Here is a 22226-nt window from a genome sequence, read left to right as displayed (position 1 = left end):
CCTGCTGCGCTCGCTCGTCAGTCGGCTCCGGCATGCCAGCGCGGCACCCGTTTCTCCAGAAACGCATCGATCCCTTCCATCGCCTCCGCATCCATGATGTTGCAGGCCATGACCTCGGCCGCATGGGTGTAGGCGTCCGGCAGGGCCATCATCTGCTGTCGGTACAGCATGGCCTTGCCGCGCCGGATCGAGATGGCGGGCTTGCTGCAAATCTCGTGCGCCAGCGCCAGCGTGGCGGCGTCCAGTCCGGTATCGGGGACGGCCTGGTTGATCAAGCCCCACTGGGCCGCGGTGGTGGCATCGATGAACTTGCCGGTGACCAGCATTTCGAAAGCGCGCTTGATGGGCAGGTTGCGCGTCAGCGCGACCGCCGGGGTGGAACAGAACAAGCCGACATTGATGCCCGATACCGCGAAGCGGGCGCTCTCGGCCGCGACCGCCAGGTCGCAGCTGGCCACCAGCTGGCAACCGGCAGCAGTGGCCAGGCCTTGCACCTTGGCGATAACCGGCACGGGGAGTGCGCGCAGCGATTGCATCAGCCGGCTGCAACGGTCGAACAGCTGTTGGTAGTAGGCCTGCTGGGGCGTGGCCCGCATTTCGCGCAGGTCATGGCCGGCACAGAAGGTGCGGCCCTGCGCGGCCAGGATCACGCAGCGCACGTTCTCGTCCCGTGCGAGCTGATCCAGTTGTCCCTGCAGCGCATCGAGCATCGCTTCCGAAAGGGCGTTGAATTGCTGTGGGCGGTTCAGAGTGAGGGTGGTGATGCCATCCTGGTCCTGCCGCAGCAGGATAGATTCGTGAGCTGTCATGCATGGGTCTCCTTGAGTATTGTTGTGGGATGGTAGCGCGTCATCGAAGGGATGGTCGGCCGCGTGTGTCATCCAGTGGCGGGGCGCTCCTGTTATCTGGGAATTACTATGCCGGGACTGAAAAATAGTCATGAAAAATACAGACTTTCGCTGGAATCACCCTTTAGCCGAGGACATTGCCGGCCGTAAACGAGAATGGGGGAGTGAACGTCGCGCCGGGGTCCCGGCAGCGGGTGGCGTGGGCATTCGGCTTTCCCGATCACCTCACAAACGCAGTGCAACCACGGCCACCTCTTTCCGCTCATGAACAATCTCTCCCTGAAGAAAAAACTCTGGCTTCCGCTGGTGTTCTCCTGGATCGCCCTGCTGGTGCTTTCGATCTGGCATGCCTACCAGACCCGCGACCTGCAGATTGCCGAACGGCAACGCGGTCTGGAAGACGTCACCGAGATGGCCTATACCACCATCGCCGGCTACGCCAAGCTGGAAGCCGACGGCAAGCTGTCCCGCGAAGAGGCACAAAAGGGCGCCATCGCACGCGTGCGCGACCAGCGCTATACCGGTGATGGCTACGCCACCATCGTGGCCGCCGATTCGGTCATCGTGATGCACCCGATCAATGGCAAGCTCGATGGCCGCAACATGATCGATTTCAAGGATGCGAAGGGCAATGCGCTCTACAAGATGATTGCCGCGACCGGCTCCTCGGCCGATGGCAAGGGCTACCTGGAGTACTGGTGGCCGCGGCCGGGCAGCGACAAGCCCAGTCCCAAGCTGGGCTTCGTCAAGCGCTTCAAGCCCTGGAACTGGGACCTGATCTGTAGCGTGTATTCCGACGACATCGAGGCCGATTTCCGTCGTGCCCTGATCCAGGCGGTGGTGGTGCTGGTGGTGCTGGGTGTGATCCTGTCGCTGATCGCGGGCCTGGTCTCGCGCAACATCTTCCGCTCCATCGGCGGCGAACCCAGCGAGGCGGCGGAGATGGCGCGCAAGATCGCCGCCGGTGACCTCACCGGCACCATCCGTACCATGGGTGGTGACGACCGCAGCCTGGTGGCGGCCGTGGCCTACACGCGCGACCGTCTGGTCGATACCGTGCACGGCATCAAGGGCGCGACCGAGTCCATCAAGACTTCGGTCGATGAGATCGCCAACGGCAACATGGACCTGTCCAACCGCACAGAGCAGCAGGCCGGTTCACTGGAAGAAACCGCCTCGGCCATGGAAGAGCTGACCTCCACCGTCAAGCAGAATGCAGCCAATGCCCAGCACGCCAACGAACTGGCGTCCGGTGCGGCCAAGGTGGCGATCCAGGGTGGCGAGGTGGTGGGGCAGGTGGTGCAGACCATGGCCTCCATCAATGAGTCGTCGCGCAAGATCGTGGACATCATCAGTGTGATCGATGGCATCGCCTTCCAGACCAATATCCTGGCGTTGAACGCCGCCGTGGAAGCGGCCCGTGCCGGCGAGCAGGGACGTGGCTTTGCAGTGGTGGCTTCCGAGGTGCGTTCGCTGGCGCAACGCTCGGCGGCGGCAGCCAAGGAAATCAAGCAACTGATCGATGACTCGGTGGGCAAGGTCGACGCCGGGACGCATCTGGTGCAGCAGGCCGGGCAGACCATGCAACAGGTGGTGTCCAGCATCCAGGGCGTCTCGACTGTGGTGCATGAGATCGCAACCGCCAGCCATGAGCAGAGCTCCGGCATCGAACAGGTGGGCGAGGCCATCACCCAGATGGATGAGACCACCCAGCAGAACGCGGCCCTGGTGGAACAGGCCGCCGCTGCGGCGCAGTCCCTGCAGGAGCAGGCCGACAAGCTGGTGGGACTGGTGGGCGTGTTCACGCTGGATCGCCAGGCCGGTGCGGTGGCGGCGTCCCGTTCCTCTTCGCTGGTGGTCAAGCGCTGAGGAAATCCGTGGTGGCCTGCTGCGGCACCGCAGGCCTTGCGATCAAACCGGGGTGGCTCAGTTCGAAGTGGTGCATGCTGCGCCAATTTGGTTTGTTCGAATAATTAATCTGAAAATCAGGAAATGGGAGCAGGAAATGCTGTAAACCTAGTTTCTCCAGATCAAATACGGCAGCACTTTTTGCCGTCTGTTCTCTACCATGAAGGCCGTTTGGATGCGCTGCAACATGCATCCGGCGGCCTTTTTTCATGGGCCGTCGGGCAGGGTGGCGCTCCTGTTGCCTACCTGGAGTCCGAGATGTCCACCGCCATTGCCACCCCCCATGCCACCCGATCCGCAGCTGCCCGGCAACCGGCCATGAGCCGTCTGTTCCTGGTCTGCGTGGTACTGGCGATCTGTATCTGGGGCGGTAACTGGCCGGTGATGAAGTTCGGCAGCCAGTTCATTCCGCCGCTGTGGTTTGCGGCCAGCCGTTTCCTGTCGGCGGCGCTGCTCAGCTTCGCAATTGCTGCCGTCATCGGCAAGTTGCGCCTGCCCACTCGCCAGGAGTGGCCGGTGGTGATCGGGGTGGGGGTGCTGCAGATGGGCTTGTTCACGGCACTGGTGACCGGTGCCTTGCATTTCGTCATGCCGGGCCGTGCTTCGCTGATCGCCTATGCCACCTCGATCTGGGTGGTGCCGGGCGCCGCGCTGGTATTGAAGCACAAACTGAACGGCCGGCAATCGCTGGCCACCGTCTGCAGCTATGCGGGGATTGCCGTGATCGTGCTGCCGGCACTGCTGCATGCCGACCTGCACAGCATGATCGGCTACCTGATGCTGGGCGCGGCCTCGCTGTCGTGGGCCATGAACATCCTGCAGATCAAGCTGACCCCGGGCGTGAAGCTGGACTTCGACCTGCTGCCCTGGCAGACGCTGGTGGCGGCCGTGCCGCTGTGCGTGTTGGCGACGCTGGTCGATGGTGCGCCGACCTTCCTGGCCGACCCGCACTCCTGGGGCGTGATCGCCTATACCGGTCCGCTGGCCACCGCGCTGACCTTCCTGATCGTATTGCAGATGACCCAGCGCCTGTCGCCGGTGACGGTGTCGGTGTGCATGCTGGGCGTGCCGGTGGTGGGCCTGACGCTGTCGTCGCTGATCTTCGGGGAGCGTCTCTCCCCCGATCTGTTGCTGGGCATGGGCCTGCTGTGCCTGGGCCTGTTGCTGCCGGCGCTGCCCGCCATGGGCTGGCGCCGCCTGGCCATCAAGGGCTGAACCCACGGCTGAACCTCGCCTCAGCGGTCGGCGAGATAACGCGCGATGCGCTCGCCGAGCAGTTCGCGCAGCGCCCGCACCGTCGGTGACAGGCTCATGCGATGGGTACACACCAGATCCAGTGGCGAGGGTTCGCCCAGATAATCTTCCATCACCGCTTCCAGCTTGCCGCTGCGCAGGTCGGCCAGCACGTCCAGGCGCGACTTGTAGGCCAGGCCGCGGCCATCGACTGCCCAGCGGTGGACCAGCTCGCCATCGTCGCAGACGCGGTCGCCGCTGACCTGCACCTGGATTGGTGTGCCGTCCTTGAAGAAGGTCCACTGCGAATGCAGCATGTCCGACAGCAGGTAGCGCAGGCAATTGTGCTGGCGTAGGTCAGCTGGCGTGCGCGGGCGTCCATGGCGTGCCAGATAGTCGGGCGAGGCGCACAGCACGCGCCGGTTTTCCGGGGCCAGCGGCAGGGCGACCAGGCTGGAATCGTCGGGCGGACTGTAGCGGATGGCCACCTCCACCGGTTGCCGGAACATGTCGGCCACGCGGTCGCTGATGCGTACCTGCAGACTGACCGCCGGATGCTGTGCCTGGAATTCGTCGAGCCAGCGGCACATCAGGTTGCGGCCGAAATCGGAGGGCACCGACAGCGAGAGATTGCCACCCACCATGCGCCGGCCATGGGCCACCGCGTCGCGCCCGGCATTGACTTCGGCCAGGGCATTGCGGGCGTATTGCAGGTAGCGTTCGCCATCGGGGGTGAGGCGCAGGCTGCGCGTGGAGCGGGCCAGCAGACGGGCGCCCAGTTCGGCTTCCAGCCGCTTCATGGCGGCGCTGGCCACAGCAGGCGTGACGTCATGCTGGCGGGCAGCAGCGGAGAGGCTGCCATTGTCGGCAGCGCAGACGAAGATGGCGAGGTCGTCCAGGCGGATCATGGGTGGGCGTCGAGGCAGAGGTGAGATCAGGCGGCTATTTTACTTTCAATTTTTTTTTGAAAATGTTTTTGCCGCGCCGTACTTTTTTGAAAGTGCGTCCTGCCGGAAGATGTCATGCAAGCAGCCGTCCCACAGGCATGCCTCCGCATTCTTCAACACCATCGCCAACCCGTTCACAAGGAAATCCCATGAGCCTGCTCCACGCCGCCCGCACACGCCATTCCACCAAGGCCTTCGATCCCAGCCGCAAGATCCCCGAGACCATCATCGCCGAACTGCGCGAACTGCTGCGCCTGGCACCGTCATCGGTGAACTCCCAGCCCTGGCATTTCGTATTGGCGTCGACCGATGCGGCCAAGGCGCGTATCGGCAAGGCGGCCGAGGCCGGCTATCCGTACAACCTGCCCAAGATCCTCAATGCCTCCCACGTGCTGGTGTTGTGCGCCCGCACCGCCATCAGTGAGACGCACCTGGAGGCCTTGCTGGAGAAGGAACAGGCCGATGGCCGTTTCGTCAATGACGAGGCGCGCGCCGGCCAGCGCGGCTCGCGCCTGTCGTACAGCAATCTGCATCGCTATGAACTGAAGGATGCCCAGCACTGGATGGAGAAGCAGGTCTATCTCGCCCTGGGCACGCTGCTGCTGGGCGCGGCCGAACTGGAAGTGGATGCGGTGCCGATGGAAGGCTTCAATGCCAAGGTGCTGGACGAGGAACTCGGCCTGCACGCGCAGGGCTTCACCAGCGTGGTCCTGGTCGGGCTGGGCTATAGCGGTGCCGAAGATTTCAACGCCAAGCTGCCGAAGTCGCGCCTGGCAGCGGAGACGGTCTTCACCGAACTCTGATTTGCGTGGGGCAAGCTGTTCGCTGCCGGCCCGTACAGCGCCCGATTGATGATTGCCGCAGTGCATAACGCCATTTCCCGAGAGGGCTATGGCGTTTTTTCCATCATCAGGCCGGACCGGCAGGTTTGCTGTCTTCCCTTTGCTGGTTCGCCTTTTCGTCGTTGGCCTGGCGCTGGATCAACGGAGTTTGAGGTTTTTGCTGTAGTTGCGCACGTAGCTTGTCGCGCAATGCGCTGAACACATCCATGTTCAGCAGCGCAGTGCGCCTGAGCAGTTTTTCCATCAGCTTGCGCTGTCTGGCGGTCGTCTGGGCTGAAGACGCGTCCGTCCCGATCCGGTCGGTGAGGCTGCCCTGCAACTCCTCGGCCAGGCGCTGCCTGGCCTCTCCGGACAGCTTGACCACCGTCGAGGTGGCATTGAGTGCCACGCTGTCTTGCCCGGCGTCGCTCGCCGCTGCCGGATCGGCCGCCGCCGGTAATGCGAGCTCTCCAGTGCTTGTCGTGCTTGCCGTGGTTGTTGTTCTTGCAATCTGCATGATCGTCTCGCCGGGAATTCGATTCCGGTATTATCGGCGGCCAATTGTCCCGCTGAAGCCGATGTCAGGAAGTTTACCTGCCCAAAGGTGCAACTTTTGGGCTGTATGACAACCTTAGTCATATCGTGGGCGAACGTATAATGCGTAAAAACTCATTAATCCTTCGCACAATAAAAATTCGAGCATCCATCCACATGAGCGATCACCAGCAGCCCCATTCATCCGCCCCCGCCGGGAGCCACCGGCCCAGCCGTGTCGCCCTGATCAGCACGGGGATTGCCGGGTTTGACGAGATCCTGGGTGGCGGTCTGCCAGCGGGCAGCCTGTATCTGATCCAGGGGCTGGCCGGCAGCGGCAAGACCACGCTGGCCTCGCAGGTGGGCTTTGCCCAGGCGCGTGGTGGCAACAAGGTGATGCTGTTGACGCTCATTGCCGAATCGCACGCCAAGATGCTCAATCATGTGAGCAATTTTGATTTTTTCGATGAAAGCTTGGTCGGCGAGCAGATGCAGATGCTCAGCGGCTATGGCGCGCTGGCCAGCGAGGGTTTGCGTGGCCTGTTGCGCCTGATCAGTGCCGAACTGAATCGCCATCGTCCGGCCATGCTGATCATCGATGGTTTCCGTTCTGTGCGCGATTCGGGGCCTTCGGACCTGAATCTCTCGGAATTCATGCATTCGCTCAATGCCCTGGTCTTCGCCATGAATTGCACTACCATCCTGCTTTCCCCGGTGGAGGGCAACATGCCCGAGTCCGAGAACACCCTGGTGGACGGTGTCATCGAGCTGAGCCAGCACGAGTCGGGCATGCAGCTGGTGCGCGAGATCAAGGTCTTCAAGCTGCGCGGCGCCAATCACCTGCTGGGCAAGCATGTGTTCGAAATCAACCAGAGCGGGGTCGAGATCTTCCCTCGCTTCGAGGCCACCGCCACCCGCGCCGGCAAGGTGCCGGGCACCTCCGACCGCTATGTCAGCGTGGGCATCCCTTCCTGGGACAAGTGCATCGGCGGCGGCGTGGTCAGTGGTTCCCTGACCTGCCTGCTGGGCAGCCCCGGGGTGGGCAAGACCCTGATGGGCCTGCATTTCATCGAGCAGGGACTGAAGGATGACCAGCAGTGCCTGATCCTCGGTTTCTACGAGTCCCCCGAGCGTCTGCTGGCCAAGGCCCGCAAGGCCGGCATGCCGATGGAACAGCATATCGAGAGCGGTGCCCTGCAGATGATGTGGCAGCTGCCGCTGGAAATGCTGTGCGATGACCTGGCCAAGCGCATGCTGGACAACATCTCCAGCCGTGGCGTGACGCGCCTGCTGATCGATGGCGTCGACGGCCTGCGCAGCATTGTGGTGCAGCAGCAGCGCGTGCGTCCCTTCCTGGTGGCGCTGACCAACGAACTGCGGGCGCGGGGCGTGACCACCTTCATCACCGAGCAACTGCCGTATTTCCGCGAATCCCGGCCCCAGGTCGATCCCAGCTCCTCGCAGCTGTATGAAAACATGATGTTGCTGGAGTACGTGGTCCAGCACGATGTCAGCCGTCGTCAGATTTCGGTGATGAAACTGCGCGAAAACGGCTATGACGGCGCCAGCCGGCTGATGAACATTTCGGATGCCGGCATTGAGATCGATGGCCTGGTCTCCCCCTCTACCGCGCCGGTTGCGGATGGACGTTGACCATGTCCGGCGTGTCATCCGCACCAACGGCGGCATTGCCGCTACTGTTGATCGTCGACGATGAGATCGATATCACCGATACCTATTCCATGCTGCTGGAGCTGCATGGATTCCGGGTGGTGACGGCTCAGCATGGCGCCGATGCGCTGGTCAAAGCGCAGCAGGAATGGCCAGACCTGGTCATCTCGGATTGCATGATGCCGGTCATGAATGGGCTGGAGCTGTGCGCCGCGCTGCGCGCCTTGCCTGGCGGACAGAACTTGCCGGTCATCCTGTGCAGCGGGGCGCCGGAGCGTCACGATCTGTCGCAATCCAGTCACAACCTGTTCCTGCGCAAGCCCGTCTTCTTCGACCGCCTGCTGGAAGAAATCCAGCGCCTGCTGCCTTCCTCTCCCTGATCCCCCTCGGACTGCCCGCCCTACGGCCGAGCTTGGCCGGGCGCGGGTCGGCGTCTCTTTTGCGCTCCTCCACTTCGTCGTTTTCACCCCTGCCCGCAGTCCGCGTAGGGCGCGCCTCGTCGCACTGTCCGCGTGGCCAGGCGGCAATGTTGTCGAGAGTTTCAGGAATTTCCTGATATCCCGATTCATCGCCAACCATCACCATCAGTCACAACAAGTCACCGTGACATCGTGTGCGGGATGAATGACAGGAGGGATGTTGTGGCAACCAGCGACAAGCAAACGACCGTACTGGTCGTCGAAGACCATGCGGACTCGCGCGAAATGCTGTGCGAGCTGCTGCGCCAAGGGGGATTGAAGGTCATGTCAGCGGCCGACGGGGTGGAAGCCATGGCCGTGATGCAGGCCGATACGCCGGCGCTGGTACTGACCGATCTGCGCATGCCGCGCATGGATGGCATGGAGCTGGCGCGCTATATCAAGTCGCATGAGCGCTACGGCCATATCCCGGTGGTGTTGATCAGTGCGCACCTGCCTGCAGCCAGTGCCCGCATTCCCACCATTGCTGCCTTTCTTCTCAAGCCTTGCTCGGTCGACCACCTCCTGGGAACCGTCACCGGGCTACTGCGCCAAAGCGCGCAAAGCCAGGCGCAGCGGAGTTTTCAGGGCTGAGGGATCTGCGAGTTTTTATGATTTTATGCGCAGATATTTTCTGTATAACGTTGTGATTATGGAAAGCATCTCCCTGCCTGCAGGTAGGCCCGGATGCACGTACGGAACAGTACGCGGGGGATGCTCCGGAAGTCATAAAAACAGTTTTCATCCGGAACGCTAGAGTATGAAAGTATTAATTGTTGAAAGCGATCTTGAATGGCGCAATTCGCTGAGCGCGCACGTGGGGGAGTTGGGGTATGAAATCTCGGTCTGTTCCGCATTGGGACAGGCGCGGGATATCCTCAGGAGCCGCCAGCCCGACATCCTGTTATCCGACGTCGGTCTGCCTGACGGTAGCCTGATGCCCGAACTGGCTTCGCTGCGCCAGCATTTCCCGTCCATGGGCATCATCGTGTTGACCGCTGCCAGTCGCAGCGAAGAACGGGTGCGCTGCATGAGCGACGGCGCCGACTACACCCTGGCCAAGCCGGTCAAGCTGGACGAAGTCTCGGCCACCCTGACGGCCCTGGCGCGTCGCATGAAGACGGCGCCGCACCAGAGTTCGCCGCAGTCGGAGACCTGGGCCTTCCATCGCCGCTCGGGGCGCCTCTCCAGCAATGGGGCGGTGGCTCTGCAATTCACCGACAAGGAGAGCACCGCCCTGGCGGCTCTGCTGCAGAGTCCGAATTATCCGGTGTCGCATGGCCAGCTGTTCGACCTGCTGCGCTCCGGCGGGGAAGAGTACGATGCCCACCGCATCGACGCACTGATCTACCGTGTGCGGCAGAAATTGCGCTCATTGCCGGAGTCGCCCATGCAGATTCGCAACATCTACGGCGAAGGCTTCCTGATGCTGCGTCGCAGTTCGTCGGTCGATATCGTGCTGGAATCCTGACCTGCCTATCGGTGTCCGGCTCGCAACAGTGCCGGTACCACCTGCTTTTGCGGGCGAACTGCCTGCCAGCACGTTCATATTTGAAGCTCGCATTGCGAATATATTGCAATGCGGGCTTTTTGCCTTCTGCAGCGCTCCCAACGTGCCACCGCTGCCGATGCTGCGCAGCTTTCCAGTCACGGCAAGAAATGCTGCGTCGCGAAAGTTTTGCCGCTTTCGGGTATCATTAAGTCAGTTTCGACGCTAAATCGTATATCTCTACTCTACGTTTTTTGCTGAATCTGTCCTGCGCAGACATGCCGTCTGCGACCACCCGACCGAAAAGATGAAGCAGGCCACCCGGCCCGCTGCGCCATTCCCATGCACTTCGTGCAGCGGCGCAGTCGCGCCGGATGTCTGCTTTGCCGTTAGTGAACCATCATGACCACTTCCGCTGAATTTACCGGGGCCTTGAACGAGTCCCAGCATCGCCCCCTCACTTCCTCCGACTATCGCACCCTGGGCCTGTCGGCCCTGGGCGGCACGCTGGAGTTCTACGACTTCGTGATTTACGTGTTCTTTGCCGCCGTCGTCGGCAAGCTGTTCTTCCCGGCTGACATGCCGGAATGGCTGCGCATGCTGCAGACCTTCGGCATCTTCGCCGCGGGCTACCTGGCGCGTCCGGTGGGCGGCATCATCATCGCCCACTACGGCGACGTGATCGGCCGCAAGCGCATGTTCACACTGTCGATCTTCCTGATGGCCGTGCCCACGCTGGTGATCGGCCTGTTGCCGACCTATGCCAGCATCGGCGTGGCCGCGCCCATCCTGCTGCTGTTGATGCGCACCCTGCAGGGTGCGGCCATCGGCGGCGAGATGCCCGGCGCCTGGGTGTTCGTGGCCGAGCACGTCCCGGCCAACCGCTACAGCTTCGGCGTCGGCTCGCTGACTGCCGGCATCACCGGCGGCATCCTGCTGGGTTCGCTGATGGGCATCTTCATCAACAGCGTCTATGCACCGGCCGAGGTGGCGGGTTACGCCTGGCGCATCCCCTTCATCCTGGGCGGCGTGTTCGGCCTGGTGTCGGTCTACCTGCGTCGCTACCTGGAAGAAACGCCGGTGTTCCGTGAACTGGCCGCGCGCCGCAAGCAATCCACCGAACTGCCGCTCAAGACCGTCCTGCGCGAACATCGCGCCGCCAGCATGCTGACCGCCGGCATGACCTGGTGCCTGTCGGGCGCCGTGGTGGTGGTGATCCTGATGACCCCGTCCTACCTGCAGACCGTGCATCACCTGCCAGCCAAGCTGGTGATGCAGGCCAACTGCGCCGGTACCCTGATGCTGACCATCGGCTGCCTGGCCATCGGCTGGCTGTGCGACCGCATCGGCACCCGGGCCAGCATGATCATCGGCTGGGGCGGACTGGGTTTGTCCACCTGGTGGTTCTACGGCCAGCTGCCGGGTTCGCCCGAATCGTTGATCTGGGGCTATGCGCTGGTGGGCCTGTTCGTGGGCAGCATCTCGCTGACCCCGATCGTCTCGACCCGCGCCTTCCCGCCGGCGGTGCGCTTCACCGGCCTGTCCTTCGCCTACAACATGGCCTATGCCATCTTCGGTGGCCTGACCCCGGTGCTGATCTCGCTGTGGATCAAGGCTGACCCGCAAGGCCCGGCGCTGTACGTGATCGGTCTGTCCATCCTGGGCGTGCTGCTGGCCTTCGTGCCGATGAGCAGCAAGGGCTATCGCGCCTGATCCGCACTTCCACATCCTGGCGCCACCAGGCCCGGTGACCGCAAGGCACCGGGCCTGGTCGTTTTTGTGGATGGCTCGCGTACAATGCCGGCACCTCTGGCCGTCCCCGATCCGTCGACCATGCCTCCTTTGCTCCGTTGCGCCGGCTGGCGCCTCTCCACCGGCCTGTTCACCTGGCTCGTGCTGACCGTGCTGCTGGCCTCCTGTTCTCGCCATCCCGCCACCGAGGTCGGGCTGGCCCAGGATGTCTATGTCTGGCAGCGCCAGTGGACGCCCGCGCTGCGCAATGCCCTGTCTGCCTCCAATGCCCATGTGGCGCGCTGGCATGTGCTGGCCGCCGAGCTGGGGGCCTCCGGCGGCTGGGTCGACATCCAGCCCGACGTCGCCGTGCTGGCCGCTACCGGCCGGCCGCTGCTGATGACGGTGCGCATCAATGGCCAGTTGGCACGTTTCGATGGTGCCGCCATCCAGACCCATCTGCTGGAACTGGTCGACGCCTGGCGACAGCGCGGATTGCAGCCGGCCGCGCTGGAAATCGACTATGACTGCGCCACCGCGCGCCTGCCCGAATACACCGCCTTCCTGCGCAGCCTCAAGACGCGCATCGCCCCGCTGGACCTGACCGTGACCGCCTTGCCCACCTGGCTGGCCAGCCCGCGCCTGGCCGATCTGCTGGCCGTGGCCGATGCATCCACGTTGCAGGTGCATGCGGTGCAGGACCCACGCCTGGGCCTGTTCGATGCCGAGCGTGCCCAGGACTGGATGCAGCAATATGCCCAGCGCACCCGTCGTCCCTGGCACGTGGCCTTGCCGGCCTACGGATCGCGGGTGGTCTGGAACGGGCAGGGCAGGATCGCCGCCGTCGAGAGCGAGTCGGCGCTGCTGGTCGGTGGCGTGGCGCAGGAGCTCATGGCCGAGCCACGCACCATGGCGCGCTTCGTCACGCAGTTGGAAAAAGCGCCACCGGCGGGCCTGGCCGGCATCGTCTGGTTCCGCCTGCCGACCGGAGACGATCGTCGCGCCTGGAGCCTGTCGACCTGGATCGCCGTCCTGCAGCGCAAGCCGCTCAAGGAGGGCCTGGCGGTGCAACTGGTGGCCGCCCATCCCGGCCAGCCTGCACGCGACATCCGCCTGGACAATGCCGGCAATGCCGACGCCCCCTTGCCGCTGCGCATACGGGTGCGCCAAGGACGTTCGGCACCGGCCGGACCGGACGGGAACACCTGCACCGCTGACGGCATCAATGGCTACACGCTGGAAAACGATGCGCAGGGACGTTACCTGCGCCTGAGCCAGGCTGGCCTGCTACGCGCCGGTGCCAGCCGCACCATCGGGTGGTTGCGCTGCGACGATGCGGCCGCCCCGGATATCACACTGGAAATGGGATCCTGATGAAACGAACCAACCCGGCCGTCCGCGTTGCCTGCGCACTGAGCGGACTGCTGGTCCTGGGCGCGGCCACGGTAGTGGCCTGTGGCCCGGACTTCCCGCTGCAGCTGCTGGACGACCGCGCCGGCAGCCTGCGCAACACCCCCGCCAATTCCTTCACCTGGGAGACCGCTCATCTGGTGACTGCGACCGACCGGCTGCAGGCCGACGAGGGCAGTGGCTATGAGCAGGCCAGTGGCGGTCCCGATGATCCGCGTTCGCTGCGCATGCTGGAGAAGGGCCAGCTGGACGCCACGCAATGGGCCGCGCTGCAGGCCATGCGCGCCGCCTCCGATGGTGAGGCCGCCTATGCCGCCGGTGCTGCGCTGCCGCCAGCGATCCGGCTCTACACTGCCGGCGCCCAGGATTTCCGTCAAAACGCACTGGAACCGGCACGCCAGCGCTTCGAGGCCGTGCTGGCCTTGCCGCCGGCGCAGGCCAGCGAGCGTGCCGTGTGGGCGGCCTACATGCTGGGTCGCCTGCATGCCACGCAAGGCCAGCGGGCACAGGCCATCGCCAATTTCGACAAGGCCCGCAGCCTGGCGGTAGCGGGCGCGCCCGATCCGCTGGGGCTGGCCGTGGCCAGTTATGGCGAACAGGCGAGGCTGTTGCTGGTCGGCGCGGCGGGCGCCTGCAACTGGTCCGATTTCAACGAGGGGCGCGACTGTGGCGAGAGCATTCCGCAGGCCGATCTGAAGCAGGCCATCCGGTTGTACGCGGAGCAGGCTGCGCGCGGCTCCTACAGCGCACCCTCCTCGCTGCAGGCGCTGGCCGCGTGGAGCCTGGCGCGCCCGGCGATCACCATGGCCCTCATCGATGATGCGGTCGCCCAGAAGCTGCTGGTGGCCTATGCGCTGGCGCGCGTGGGCGACGTCAGCGAAGGCCCGCAGATGGCCGGTAGTGACTACGACCCGGGCGCAGCCGGTAGCGGCTCCTCCGGTTATGCCGATGCCGCCCGCGGCAGCCGCATCCAACCCAATCCGGTGCTGGTGAACCTGGTCGATGCCCTGCGCCGGCGTGGTCTGGAAAAGATCGCCGGCGCCGATCGCGTGGCTGCACTGGCCTATCGCACCGGTCGGTATGACCTCGCGGCCTCGCTGGCCGGCCGGCAGGAGTCGGCGCTGTCCTGGTGGGTACGCGCCAAGCTGGCGCTGCGCCAGGGTGACAACGACGGCGCAGCGCAGGCCTATGCCCGTGCCGCGCAGGGATTCCCGCGCAACGATGCCAGCGTCGAACCGGGCAATGCCAATCTGCTGATCGGCGAGCAGGGGGTGCTGACGCTCTCACGCGGGCAGTACGTGGAAGCGCTGGCGCAATTCCACCGCGCCGCCCGCCAGACTGCCCAGGCCGGCGGCAATGGATTTGCCGCCTACACTGACTATTACAACGACCTGGCCTACGTGGCAGAGCGGGTGCTGACCACCGACGAATTGACGACCTATGTCGATGCCCACGCCCCGGCTTCGCCCATGCCGGCACCGGAAGCGGTCGCCAAGGCAGCGGCGCAGCAGGAACCCGGCCGGCAGTCCCTGCGCTGGGTGGCGGTGGGCTTGTCGGCGGTCACGGTGGAAGACCGTCTGCGCCAACTGTTGGCGCGCCGTCTGGTGCGCGAGGGCAGGGTGGAAGCATCACTGGCCTACTTCCCCGATGAACGCGACGAGCGTTTCGTCGACAGCAGCTACGACGACAACGGCAAGGAACTGCCGGTGACCTGGCGGGTACGCGCCAAGGCACGCGACTATGGCCAGGCGCTGGAGCGTGGCCAGCATGCGTGGCGCGCCAACAGTCGCGCCCAGGGCTGGTACGAGGCGGCCGTGATTGCGCGGCGCCAGGGCATGGAGATCATGGGATACGAACAGGGACCGGACTTCGCCGTCTATGGCGGCAGCTACCCCTGGGGCGCCGGACGTGCTGCAGCCCCGTATGGCGACGAGAACAAACCGCTTCCGACCACGCCCCAGGCGCGTGCCCAGGCCGACCTGCCTGGGCCGCTGGTGACCGAGGGTGAGCGCCAGCGCTATGCCGCCAGTGAAGCCAAGCCCTACAAGCGCTTCCACTACCGCGACATCGCAGCGGGCTACGCCATGAAGGCGGCCGACGAACTGCCGCCGCGCTCGCAAGCCTTCGCGGCGGTGCTGTGCCAGGGTGTGAATTTCGTGTATTACGACCAGTCGCGTGCCGAGCAGCTTTATCTTCGCTATGTGCGGCAGGGTGCCGCCGTGCCGTTCTCAGCGGACTTTGGGCAACACTGCGTGGAACCGGACTTTGCCGCAGCGGCGCGCTTCCCGTATCAACAGGCCTGGCGCAGTACACGGCATTGGGTGAGCCAGCATCGTGCGCTCAGCGCGGCGCTGTTGCTGGCCATCGTGGTCGGTGGTGGATGGAGCGTGGCGCAGTGGCATCGCCGCCGCCGCGCCGGAAGTGCGGAAACAGGAATTAGTTGACCAGTTCGCGCTTGAGTTCGGAAATGAGTGCCGGGTTCAGCGGCCCCGCGCACAGGAAGGCGGGCCATTGTCCCTTCACCAGATCCATCTCCCGCTCATCGCGGCAGAGCAGGATCACCGGTACATCGGCCAGCGTGTCCTGTGCCTTGAGGTAGTGTGCCAGGCGCAGGCCGCTCATACCGTCCATGGCCAGCTGGGCCAGCACCAGGTCGGGCCGGTCCAGGGCGATGTGCTCGATGGCATCATTGCCGCTGCCGGCGATCTGGATATCGATGTCGTTGATGGCCAGCCACTCGGTCAGCGCGCGGCTGACTTCGGGTTGGGAAGTGGCGATCAGGGCGGTCTTGTGCATGAGGGGTTCTCGCGATGGTCGTTGGACAAGCTCATCATGCCCCGATGGCAACACTGTCACCATCGGGGTTTTCCTGAGGCCATCTCACCCATCCTCACGCTCTCTCACAGCGATCCCCGCAGCAACAGGCTCAGGTATTGACGATCTCGCCCCCGTTGGGATGCAGCACCTGCCCGGTCATGTACGAAGCGCCTTCGGTGGCCAGGAACACGTACGCCGGCGCCACTTCGTCCGGCTGGCCGGGGCGGCCCAGTGGCACGTTCTTGCCGAAGCTGGCGACTTCTTCCGCACTGAAGCTGGAGGGGATCAGCGGGGTCCAGATCGGCCCTGGGGCCACGGCGTTGACGTGGATGCCGGCGGGCGCCAGCTGTTGCGACAGCGAGCGCGTGAAGGCCACGATCGCGCCCTTGGTGGCGGCATAGTCCACCAGATGCTTGCTGCCGCGATAGGCCGTCACCGAAGTGGTATTGATGATGCGCGCGCCTCGGGTGAGGAAGGGCATGGCTTCCTTGACCATGTAGAACATCGAGAAGATGTTGGTGCGGAAGGTATGCTCCAGCTGCTCAGGCGAGATCTGCTCGATGCTGTCGGCCGGATACTGCTGGGCCGCATTGTTGACCAGCACATCCAGACGGCCATAGGCATCCATCACCGAACGCACGGCACGGCGGCAGAACTCGGGCGACCCGACATCGCCGGGCAGCAACAGGCAGGGCGCATCCAGTGCCTGGACATCCTGCTGGGTCCGCCGTGCATCTTCTTCCTCATCCAGATAGACGATGGCCAGCTTGGCCCCTTCCCGCGCATAGGCCAGGGCGACGGCGCGTCCGATACCGCTGTCGCCGCCGGTGATCAGGGCCACCTTTCCCGCCAGCCGTCGTCCGGGTTCGCCGGCCGGTGCGCTTTGCGGGCGGGGTTGCATCTGCTGTTCGTCACCCGGTTGCCGGGGTTGGTGTTGGGCAGGAATGCCTGCGGGTTTGCTATCAGGTCTGCTATCGCTCATGCTTGCCTCCATATTGACGCTTCATGGTAAGAAGGGCCGCGCCGCCAGTCTGTAGGCCCAAGCCGCGATGTGGACGCGGCTGCGCACCGACGGCGATGACGGAGAGCCTGAAGATGAGCCTGCGCATATCCATATGCGTACAGCTTCGTTGACCCTGGCCTGTCGCATGGCCACACTGGCGGGCTCATCGGGATATCGGGAAATGATTTATAGTGCGCCTCTGAGCCGGCGCAGACCGGTCACCGCGAAAACAGAGAGGGACACATGGCAACATCCCATCCATCCGGCAAGCAGCTGTGGCGCTTGCGCGAGTTCATCACCGGGTTTGCCGGCCTGCTCGATGGCAAGCCTGGGCAGGCCCTCATCCTGGAGCAGGGCGGCGCCTTGCTGCGCCAACTGGTGGCGCACGATGACTGGTTGCCCGATGCCTATGCCCAGCCGCATCCCGAGCGTTACCAGCAATTCCTGTTGCATGCCGATTCGGCCCAACGCTTCTCTGTCGTCAGCTTCGTCTGGGGGCCGGGGCAGCGCACGCCGATACATGACCACACCGTCTGGGGACTGATCGGCGTGCTGCGCGGCGCCGAGCATGCGCAGTCCTTTGGCTGGCAGCGCGAGCAGCTGCAGCCGGTGGGCGAACGCGCGCTGCTGCAAGCCGGACAGGTGGAGGCCGTGGCACCGGATCATCCCGAACTGCACGACGTGCATCAGGTCAGCAATGCCTTTGACGACCAGGTGTCGATCAGCATCCATGTCTATGGCGCCAATATCGGCGCGGTCCGGCGTTCGGTGTATCACCCGGATGGACGGCGCGTGCCGTTCATCTCCGGCTATTCCAATTCCACCTTGCCCAATATCTGGGACCTCTCCATCGAACAAGCCTCCTCATGACTCAAGACCACGCCGCTGCTTCCATCCCTGTCATCAGCTACGCCGAGGTGCGTGCCGCGCTATTGGCCCGCGAAGAGATCGCCCTGCTTGACGTGCGCGAAGAAGCAGCGCATGCGCAAGCGCATCCACTGTTTGCTGCCAATTTCCCGTACTCCCATCTGGAACTGAACGCCTACAGCCGCCTGCCGCGTCGCGACGCGCGCATCGTCACGCTGGATGACGGCGAAGGTTTGGCCGTGCGTGCCGCGCTGCGCTTGCGCACCCTGGGTTATACCCGCGTGGGCGTACTGGCCGGCGGCGTGCGCGGCTGGCGCGAGGCCGGGGGCGAGCTGTTCCAGGACGTGAATGTGCCCAGCAAGGCCTTCGGCGAACTGGTGGAGTCGCAACGCCATACCCCGTCGCTCTCCGCCGAAGAGGTCAAGACCTTGCTCGACAGCGGGGAGGACGTGGTGGTGGTCGATGCCCGCCGCTTCGATGAATACCAGAACATGAACATCCCCGGCTCCATCAGCGTACCCGGCGCCGAACTGGTGCTGCGCCTGCCGGCCATCGCCCCGGACCCGAAGACGCGTGTCATCGTCAATTGCGCCGGTCGCACGCGCAGCATCATCGGGACCCAGTCGCTGGTCAATGCGGGCATTCCCAATCGCGTGCATGCGCTGCGTAATGGCACCATCGGCTGGACGCTGGCTGGCCAGCAGCTGGAGCACGGGCAGGCGCGTCGTTTCCCGCAACAGGTCGAGGTCGGCCAGCAGCGACAGTCACGTCGCCAGGCTCGCAGCGTGGCCGACCGGGCCGGGGTGAAGCGCATCGGGTTCGCCGCGCTGGATACCCTGGCGCAGCCGGGTCGCACACTCTATCGATTCGATGTCCGCACGCCCGAGCAGTACCGGGAGGGGCATCTGCCGGATTTCCTCTCGGCACCCGGTGGCCAGCTGGTGCAGGAGACCGAGATGAACGCGCCGGTTCGCGGAGCGCGCATCGTGCTGGCCGACGATGATGGCGTACGCGCCGACATGACCGCTTCCTGGCTGGCCCAGATGGGATGGGAAGTGTATGTCGTGGAGGGCGCGACGCCGGCTGACTTCGCCGTCAGCGGTGAGGCGCCGCGCGCGCTGCCGGTGGCTGCCGTTACGCCGCAGCAGCGCATTGGTCCGCAGCAGTTGAAGAGCTGGCTGGATGCGGATGACGCAGCCAGCGCGCACGGTGGCACCGTCGTCATCGACGTTGCTCTGAGCGCCCGTTACGTGGCGGGGCATATTCCGGGTGCATGGTTCGTGCTGCGCTCGGAGATCGCCGCCGTGTCACGTCGCTTCCCGGCGGCCACACGCTTCGTGCTTACCTGCGGGAGCGCCTTGCTGGCGCAGTTTGCCGTTGCCGATCTGCAGGCGCTGGTGTCGCAGCCGGTCTTTCTGCTGGAGGGGGGCAACGCCGCGTGGGCGCAGGCCGGCCTGCCTCTGGAGAGTGGCGAGCAGCATCTGCTCTCGCCCCGCATCGATCGCTATCGCCGTCCCTATGAAGGTACCGACAATGCCGCCACTGCCATGCAGGCCTACCTCGACTGGGAGTTCGGGCTGGTGGAGCAGTTGGGCCGGGATGGGACGCACGGGTTTTTCGTGATCTGATCCCGGAGTCCGGCGCGAAATAAATTTGATTGCTGACGCTGGAAATGAAAAACGGCCCACCGAGGTGGGCCGTGTTCCATATCATCTGTCCTGTGGGGGAGGCTGACGCCCGCGTGTCCACAAGCTCACCGAAAAATGGTAGCACACGCGCCAAAGGATAGGTAAGTGGAATATGAACAAAGGCCTGACGCTATCGCAGCTCGACAACATCACCGGCGCGTTGTCGGCAGCACGCCTGGTGACTTTTCAAACAGTTCCAGGATTTTCCCCCGACGCTCACGTTCTGGACAGATACAGCTGGCACGCTTTGATGTCGGCCGCGTTCTTCGCTTCACTACATGTCTGCGAAGTCAGTGTGAGAAATGCCGTGGATAGCGCATTGGCGGCCACTTATGGTGGCGACTGGCCGTGGAATAGGAACTTCGAACGCAGCTTGCCCAACCCTCGCGGTTCTCATTTCCAACCTCAAGCCGAGTTGCTGCGCGCTCGTGACAAGATGCGGGTTGGCGCCACCGGCAAAGTCATCGCCGAACTCAAGTTTGCATTCTGGTGCCACATGTTTACCGCCCGTTATCAGGAACGTCTATGGCGCGGACAGATGCACCGATGCTTCCCCAATTTCCCCAATTCCGGCTTTCCTTCGGGACCCTCGCAGGCTCGTCAGGTCATTCATGCCGAGCTGGAGACTTTGCGACGGTTTCGCAACCGCATTGCGCATCATGAACCCGTCCTGACTGATCCACTGCCGCAGCTTCAGCAGAGCATCCAGTCGCTGATCCGTTGGAGCAGCCTGGATGTCGCAGACTGGCATGCGACCTGGGAAACCGTGACCTCCTGCCTCCAGCGCAAGCCATAAGGGCTAGTATTCGCCACTTATCCATCTGAGATCGCAATTCAAGTGATACAAAACGTCTCGCTTGATCGATTGGATGTCGCCCATCGGCGACGCGGTCACATTGTTGTCACAGGAATGAAATATGATCCGCGGTCAATCCAGAAATCACTACGCGGGCGTGTACGGTGGAAAGCCATTTCAGTCTGACTCCGGCCATGGGGAGCAAGTTGTTCCAACCGACAGCGGGAGCGCTGGCGGTACAGGTGCCGGTCGTCCAGTTCGATGAGAACAATGCAGCCGTGCTGGACATATTCGGCCAGCACAAGGAACTGGTGAGCCTGCCGGTGGTGGAGCAGCAGCGGCCGATCGGGCTCATCAGCCGTCATATCTTCATGTCCCAGATGTCCAAGCCGTATCACCGCGAGCTGTACGAGCGCAAGAGCTGCATCGCGTTCATGGACAAGGACCCCCTCATCGTCGAAGCCGACACGCCCATCGAGACCCTGGGCGCGCTGGCCGTGGCCTCGGGCGACAAGACCCTGGCCGATGGCTTCCTGATCGTCGACCAGGGCCGGCTGGCGGGGCTGGGTGCCGGTCTGGCGCTGATGCGCGAACTGGTGGCCATGCAGGAAGAAAAGAACCGCCAGGTGATGCAGAGCATCGACTACGCCAGCGTGATCCAGCGTGCCATGCTCAGCGCCTCGCGTGCGGCCATGACCCAGGCACTGGACGACGCCTGCCTGGTGTGGGAACCACGCGATGTGGTCGGAGGTGACTTCTACCATTTCGAAAGCCATGCGGATGGCTGGTTTGCCGCCGTGGCTGATTGCACCGGGCATGGCGTGCCGGGCGCCTTCCTGACCCTGATCGCATCTTCCTCGCTGAAGCAGGCGCTGGAACTGCATGGTCCGCACGACCCGGCGCGCCTGATGCGCGAGGTCAACCGCAGCATGAAGCGGGTGCTGGGCCAGCATGGCGACTCCGGCAAGGCCTCGGAATCCGATGATGGCATGGATGCCTGCTTCTTCTGGTTCGACCGCGCCAGCCGTACTCTCACCAGTGCCCACGCCAAGATGGCGCTGTTCGTGCTGTCCGCCGATGGCACCGATGTGGCCACGGTGGAGGGCAAGCGCGTCGGCCTGGGCTATGTCGATACCCCCGATGACATGCAGTGGGACAACCATAGTCTGCAGCTCGAACCGGGGGCGATGGTCTTCGTCTGCACGGACGGCGTGATCGACCAGATCGGTGGACCCAAGCACATTGCCTTCGGCAAGCAGCGCCTGCGCCGCACATTGCTGGAGCATGGCAGCGGTAGCCTGCGCATGCCGGAACTGGCGCGGGTGGTGATGGACATCCACGCGCATTACCAGGGAACGCAGCGCCGCCGCGACGATATTTGTTTCTTCGGCGCTCGCCTGGGCGCCTCCTTCACGCAAGACAGTCAACACGGAACACACGCATGAACGGTATCCAGCAGGAGTGGGCGGAGTTCCACAGCTATGTCGCGCGACGCGACATCGTCTTTTACTACGTCGGCTATTTTTCCCAGACCATCATCGCCGCCATGGCCGAGGCCGTGAAGCTGCGCGCCGAGCATACTGGCGCCCTGGCACAGACGCGCCGCAAGCTGTTCTCCTCCTTCATCGAGATGGCACAGAACATCGTGCATTACTCGGCTGATCTGCATGAAAAGGAAGGCAAGGTCACCGAGCCGCCGATGCGCCATGGCGCGGTCTTCATCACCCAGACCGATGGCCGCTATTTCCTGCACTGCGCCAATCCGGTCGATGCCGACATGGCCGGCAAGCTGCGCACGAAACTGGAACATCTGCGCTCGCTGACCAATGACGAGATCAAGCTGGCCTACAAGGAAATGCTGCGTTCTGAAACACCGCCCGACAGCAAGGGTGCGGGCCTTGGCTTCCTGACGGTCGCGCGCGATGCCAGCGCGCCGCTGGATTTCGAATTCTCCGCGCCCGAGGAAAATGGCGACCAGACCTTCTACCTGAGGGCCACCATCTGA

At 64.0% G+C, this 22226-nt stretch carries 21 protein-coding genes; 15 read left to right on the top strand and 6 right to left on the bottom strand.

Annotated elements, in window-relative coordinates; translation table 11 throughout:
* Window positions 1-17: 17 nt before the first annotated feature.
* Complete coding sequence (locus tag HWE04_RS09305; protein ID WP_241812212.1) at window positions 18-809, bottom strand: enoyl-CoA hydratase; 792 nt, start codon at window positions 807-809, stop codon at window positions 18-20.
* 303 nt (window positions 810-1112) lie between these two features.
* On the opposite strand from HWE04_RS09305, the gene HWE04_RS09300 reads away from it, so the two are divergent.
* Window positions 1113-2717, top strand: coding sequence for a methyl-accepting chemotaxis protein (locus HWE04_RS09300; RefSeq protein WP_077235457.1), 1605 nt, complete (start codon window positions 1113-1115; stop codon window positions 2715-2717).
* Here HWE04_RS09300 and HWE04_RS09295 read toward each other — a convergent pair.
* Complete coding sequence (locus HWE04_RS09295) at window positions 2707-2967, bottom strand: hypothetical protein (protein WP_241812211.1); 261 nt, start codon at window positions 2965-2967, stop codon at window positions 2707-2709. The two genes, HWE04_RS09300 and HWE04_RS09295, sit on opposite strands and share 11 nt — an antisense overlap.
* A 47-nt stretch (window positions 2968-3014) precedes the next feature.
* On the opposite strand from HWE04_RS09295, the gene HWE04_RS09290 reads away from it, so the two are divergent.
* A complete protein-coding gene (locus HWE04_RS09290; RefSeq protein ID WP_241812210.1) occupies window positions 3015-3971 on the top strand; it encodes a DMT family transporter in 957 nt (318 codons plus the stop codon).
* A 20-nt stretch (window positions 3972-3991) separates the two neighbouring features.
* On the opposite strand, the gene HWE04_RS09285 is transcribed toward HWE04_RS09290, so the two are convergent.
* On the bottom strand, window positions 3992-4897 hold the full coding sequence (locus HWE04_RS09285; protein ID WP_006462057.1) for a LysR family transcriptional regulator: 906 nt from the start codon (window positions 4895-4897) through the stop codon (window positions 3992-3994).
* Window positions 4898-5085: 188 nt separating this feature from the next.
* On the opposite strand from HWE04_RS09285, the gene nfsB reads away from it, so the two are divergent.
* Window positions 5086-5739: an oxygen-insensitive NAD(P)H nitroreductase gene (gene nfsB, locus HWE04_RS09280; RefSeq protein WP_241812209.1), complete on the top strand. Its 654-nt coding sequence runs from the start codon at window positions 5086-5088 to the stop codon at window positions 5737-5739.
* A 106-nt stretch (window positions 5740-5845) separates the two neighbouring features.
* On the opposite strand, the gene HWE04_RS09275 is transcribed toward nfsB, so the two are convergent.
* On the bottom strand, window positions 5846-6274 hold the full coding sequence (locus HWE04_RS09275) for a hypothetical protein (protein ID WP_241812208.1): 429 nt from the start codon (window positions 6272-6274) through the stop codon (window positions 5846-5848).
* A gap of 194 nt (window positions 6275-6468) precedes the next feature.
* On the opposite strand from HWE04_RS09275, the gene HWE04_RS09270 reads away from it, so the two are divergent.
* The 7 genes from HWE04_RS09270 to HWE04_RS09240 all read left to right on the top strand — a co-directional run bounded on the left by HWE04_RS09270 (window position 6469) and on the right by HWE04_RS09240 (window position 15494).
* A complete protein-coding gene (locus HWE04_RS09270) occupies window positions 6469-7944 on the top strand; it encodes an ATPase domain-containing protein (RefSeq protein WP_077235461.1) in 1476 nt (491 codons plus the stop codon).
* A gap of 2 nt (window positions 7945-7946) precedes the next feature.
* On the top strand, window positions 7947-8342 hold the full coding sequence (locus HWE04_RS09265) for a response regulator (RefSeq protein ID WP_039874365.1): 396 nt from the start codon (window positions 7947-7949) through the stop codon (window positions 8340-8342).
* A gap of 261 nt (window positions 8343-8603) precedes the next feature.
* Window positions 8604-9014 (top strand): response regulator, encoded by a 411-nt coding sequence (locus HWE04_RS09260; RefSeq protein WP_241812207.1) that lies wholly within the window; start codon window positions 8604-8606, stop codon window positions 9012-9014.
* Between the two features lie 166 nt (window positions 9015-9180).
* Entirely contained in the window at window positions 9181-9891 is a 711-nt protein-coding gene (locus tag HWE04_RS09255; RefSeq protein ID WP_166758297.1) for a response regulator transcription factor, read from the top strand.
* 420 nt (window positions 9892-10311) lie between these two features.
* Window positions 10312-11622, top strand: coding sequence for an MFS transporter (locus tag HWE04_RS09250; protein WP_006462064.1), 1311 nt, complete (start codon window positions 10312-10314; stop codon window positions 11620-11622).
* Between the two features lie 120 nt (window positions 11623-11742).
* On the top strand, window positions 11743-13014 hold the full coding sequence (locus tag HWE04_RS09245; RefSeq protein WP_241812206.1) for a DUF3142 domain-containing protein: 1272 nt from the start codon (window positions 11743-11745) through the stop codon (window positions 13012-13014).
* On the top strand, window positions 13014-15494 hold the full coding sequence (locus HWE04_RS09240) for a hypothetical protein (RefSeq protein ID WP_241812205.1): 2481 nt from the start codon (window positions 13014-13016) through the stop codon (window positions 15492-15494). Before HWE04_RS09245 ends, HWE04_RS09240 begins: the two co-directional genes overlap by 1 nt.
* Here the strand turns inward: HWE04_RS09240 and HWE04_RS09235 are convergent.
* Both HWE04_RS09235 and HWE04_RS09230 read right to left on the bottom strand, forming a co-directional pair.
* Window positions 15487-15846: a response regulator gene (locus tag HWE04_RS09235; RefSeq protein WP_234294500.1), complete on the bottom strand. Its 360-nt coding sequence runs from the start codon at window positions 15844-15846 to the stop codon at window positions 15487-15489. The genes HWE04_RS09240 and HWE04_RS09235 overlap by 8 nt on opposite strands.
* Before the next feature lie 130 nt (window positions 15847-15976).
* Complete coding sequence (locus tag HWE04_RS09230; protein ID WP_241812204.1) at window positions 15977-16849, bottom strand: SDR family oxidoreductase; 873 nt, start codon at window positions 16847-16849, stop codon at window positions 15977-15979.
* Between the two features lie 264 nt (window positions 16850-17113).
* Here HWE04_RS09230 and HWE04_RS09225 point away from each other — a divergent pair, with 264 nt between their 5' ends.
* The 5 genes from HWE04_RS09225 (at window position 17114) to HWE04_RS09205 (ending at window position 22226) form a co-directional block, all read left to right on the top strand.
* A complete protein-coding gene (locus tag HWE04_RS09225) occupies window positions 17114-17740 on the top strand; it encodes a cysteine dioxygenase family protein (protein ID WP_241812203.1) in 627 nt (208 codons plus the stop codon).
* Window positions 17737-19365: a rhodanese homology domain-containing protein gene (locus tag HWE04_RS09220; RefSeq protein ID WP_241812202.1), complete on the top strand. Its 1629-nt coding sequence runs from the start codon at window positions 17737-17739 to the stop codon at window positions 19363-19365. Before HWE04_RS09225 ends, HWE04_RS09220 begins: the two co-directional genes overlap by 4 nt.
* A gap of 172 nt (window positions 19366-19537) precedes the next feature.
* Window positions 19538-20221, top strand: a complete 684-nt coding sequence (locus HWE04_RS09215) for a hypothetical protein (RefSeq protein ID WP_241812201.1) — start codon at window positions 19538-19540, stop codon at window positions 20219-20221.
* Between the two features lie 164 nt (window positions 20222-20385).
* Window positions 20386-21666 (top strand): SpoIIE family protein phosphatase, encoded by a 1281-nt coding sequence (locus HWE04_RS09210; RefSeq protein WP_241812200.1) that lies wholly within the window; start codon window positions 20386-20388, stop codon window positions 21664-21666.
* Window positions 21663-22226, top strand: a complete 564-nt coding sequence (locus HWE04_RS09205; protein ID WP_006462073.1) for a SiaB family protein kinase — start codon at window positions 21663-21665, stop codon at window positions 22224-22226. The genes HWE04_RS09210 and HWE04_RS09205 overlap by 4 nt, the downstream gene beginning before the upstream one ends.

Origin of the sequence: Herbaspirillum sp. C7C2 (assembly GCF_022627865.1) — a bacterium.
Lineage (GTDB): Bacteria > Pseudomonadota > Gammaproteobacteria > Burkholderiales > Burkholderiaceae_D > Herbaspirillum > Herbaspirillum frisingense.
This window is presented reverse-complemented; position numbering and strand designations above follow the sequence as displayed.

Coding starts and splice junctions, on each gene's coding strand:
- HWE04_RS09240 (WP_241812205.1), top strand. CDS start 13,014: ATGAAACGAACCAACCCGGCCGTCCGCGTTGCCTGCGCACTGAGCGGA.
- HWE04_RS09230 (WP_241812204.1), bottom strand. CDS start 16,849: ATGAGCGATAGCAGACCTGATAGCAAACCCGCAGGCATTCCTGCCCAA.
- HWE04_RS09285 (WP_006462057.1), bottom strand. CDS start 4,897: ATGATCCGCCTGGACGACCTCGCCATCTTCGTCTGCGCTGCCGACAAT.
- HWE04_RS09265 (WP_039874365.1), top strand. CDS start 7,947: ATGTCCGGCGTGTCATCCGCACCAACGGCGGCATTGCCGCTACTGTTG.
- HWE04_RS09255 (WP_166758297.1), top strand. CDS start 9,181: ATGAAAGTATTAATTGTTGAAAGCGATCTTGAATGGCGCAATTCGCTG.
- HWE04_RS09205 (WP_006462073.1), top strand. CDS start 21,663: ATGAACGGTATCCAGCAGGAGTGGGCGGAGTTCCACAGCTATGTCGCG.
- HWE04_RS09225 (WP_241812203.1), top strand. CDS start 17,114: ATGGCAACATCCCATCCATCCGGCAAGCAGCTGTGGCGCTTGCGCGAG.
- HWE04_RS09290 (WP_241812210.1), top strand. CDS start 3,015: ATGTCCACCGCCATTGCCACCCCCCATGCCACCCGATCCGCAGCTGCC.
- HWE04_RS09250 (WP_006462064.1), top strand. CDS start 10,312: ATGACCACTTCCGCTGAATTTACCGGGGCCTTGAACGAGTCCCAGCAT.
- HWE04_RS09275 (WP_241812208.1), bottom strand. CDS start 6,274: ATGCAGATTGCAAGAACAACAACCACGGCAAGCACGACAAGCACTGGA.
- HWE04_RS09235 (WP_234294500.1), bottom strand. CDS start 15,846: ATGCACAAGACCGCCCTGATCGCCACTTCCCAACCCGAAGTCAGCCGC.
- HWE04_RS09215 (WP_241812201.1), top strand. CDS start 19,538: ATGAACAAAGGCCTGACGCTATCGCAGCTCGACAACATCACCGGCGCG.
- HWE04_RS09270 (WP_077235461.1), top strand. CDS start 6,469: ATGAGCGATCACCAGCAGCCCCATTCATCCGCCCCCGCCGGGAGCCAC.
- HWE04_RS09300 (WP_077235457.1), top strand. CDS start 1,113: ATGAACAATCTCTCCCTGAAGAAAAAACTCTGGCTTCCGCTGGTGTTC.
- HWE04_RS09305 (WP_241812212.1), bottom strand. CDS start 809: ATGACAGCTCACGAATCTATCCTGCTGCGGCAGGACCAGGATGGCATC.
- HWE04_RS09220 (WP_241812202.1), top strand. CDS start 17,737: ATGACTCAAGACCACGCCGCTGCTTCCATCCCTGTCATCAGCTACGCC.
- HWE04_RS09245 (WP_241812206.1), top strand. CDS start 11,743: ATGCCTCCTTTGCTCCGTTGCGCCGGCTGGCGCCTCTCCACCGGCCTG.
- HWE04_RS09295 (WP_241812211.1), bottom strand. CDS start 2,967: ATGAAAAAAGGCCGCCGGATGCATGTTGCAGCGCATCCAAACGGCCTT.
- nfsB (WP_241812209.1), top strand. CDS start 5,086: ATGAGCCTGCTCCACGCCGCCCGCACACGCCATTCCACCAAGGCCTTC.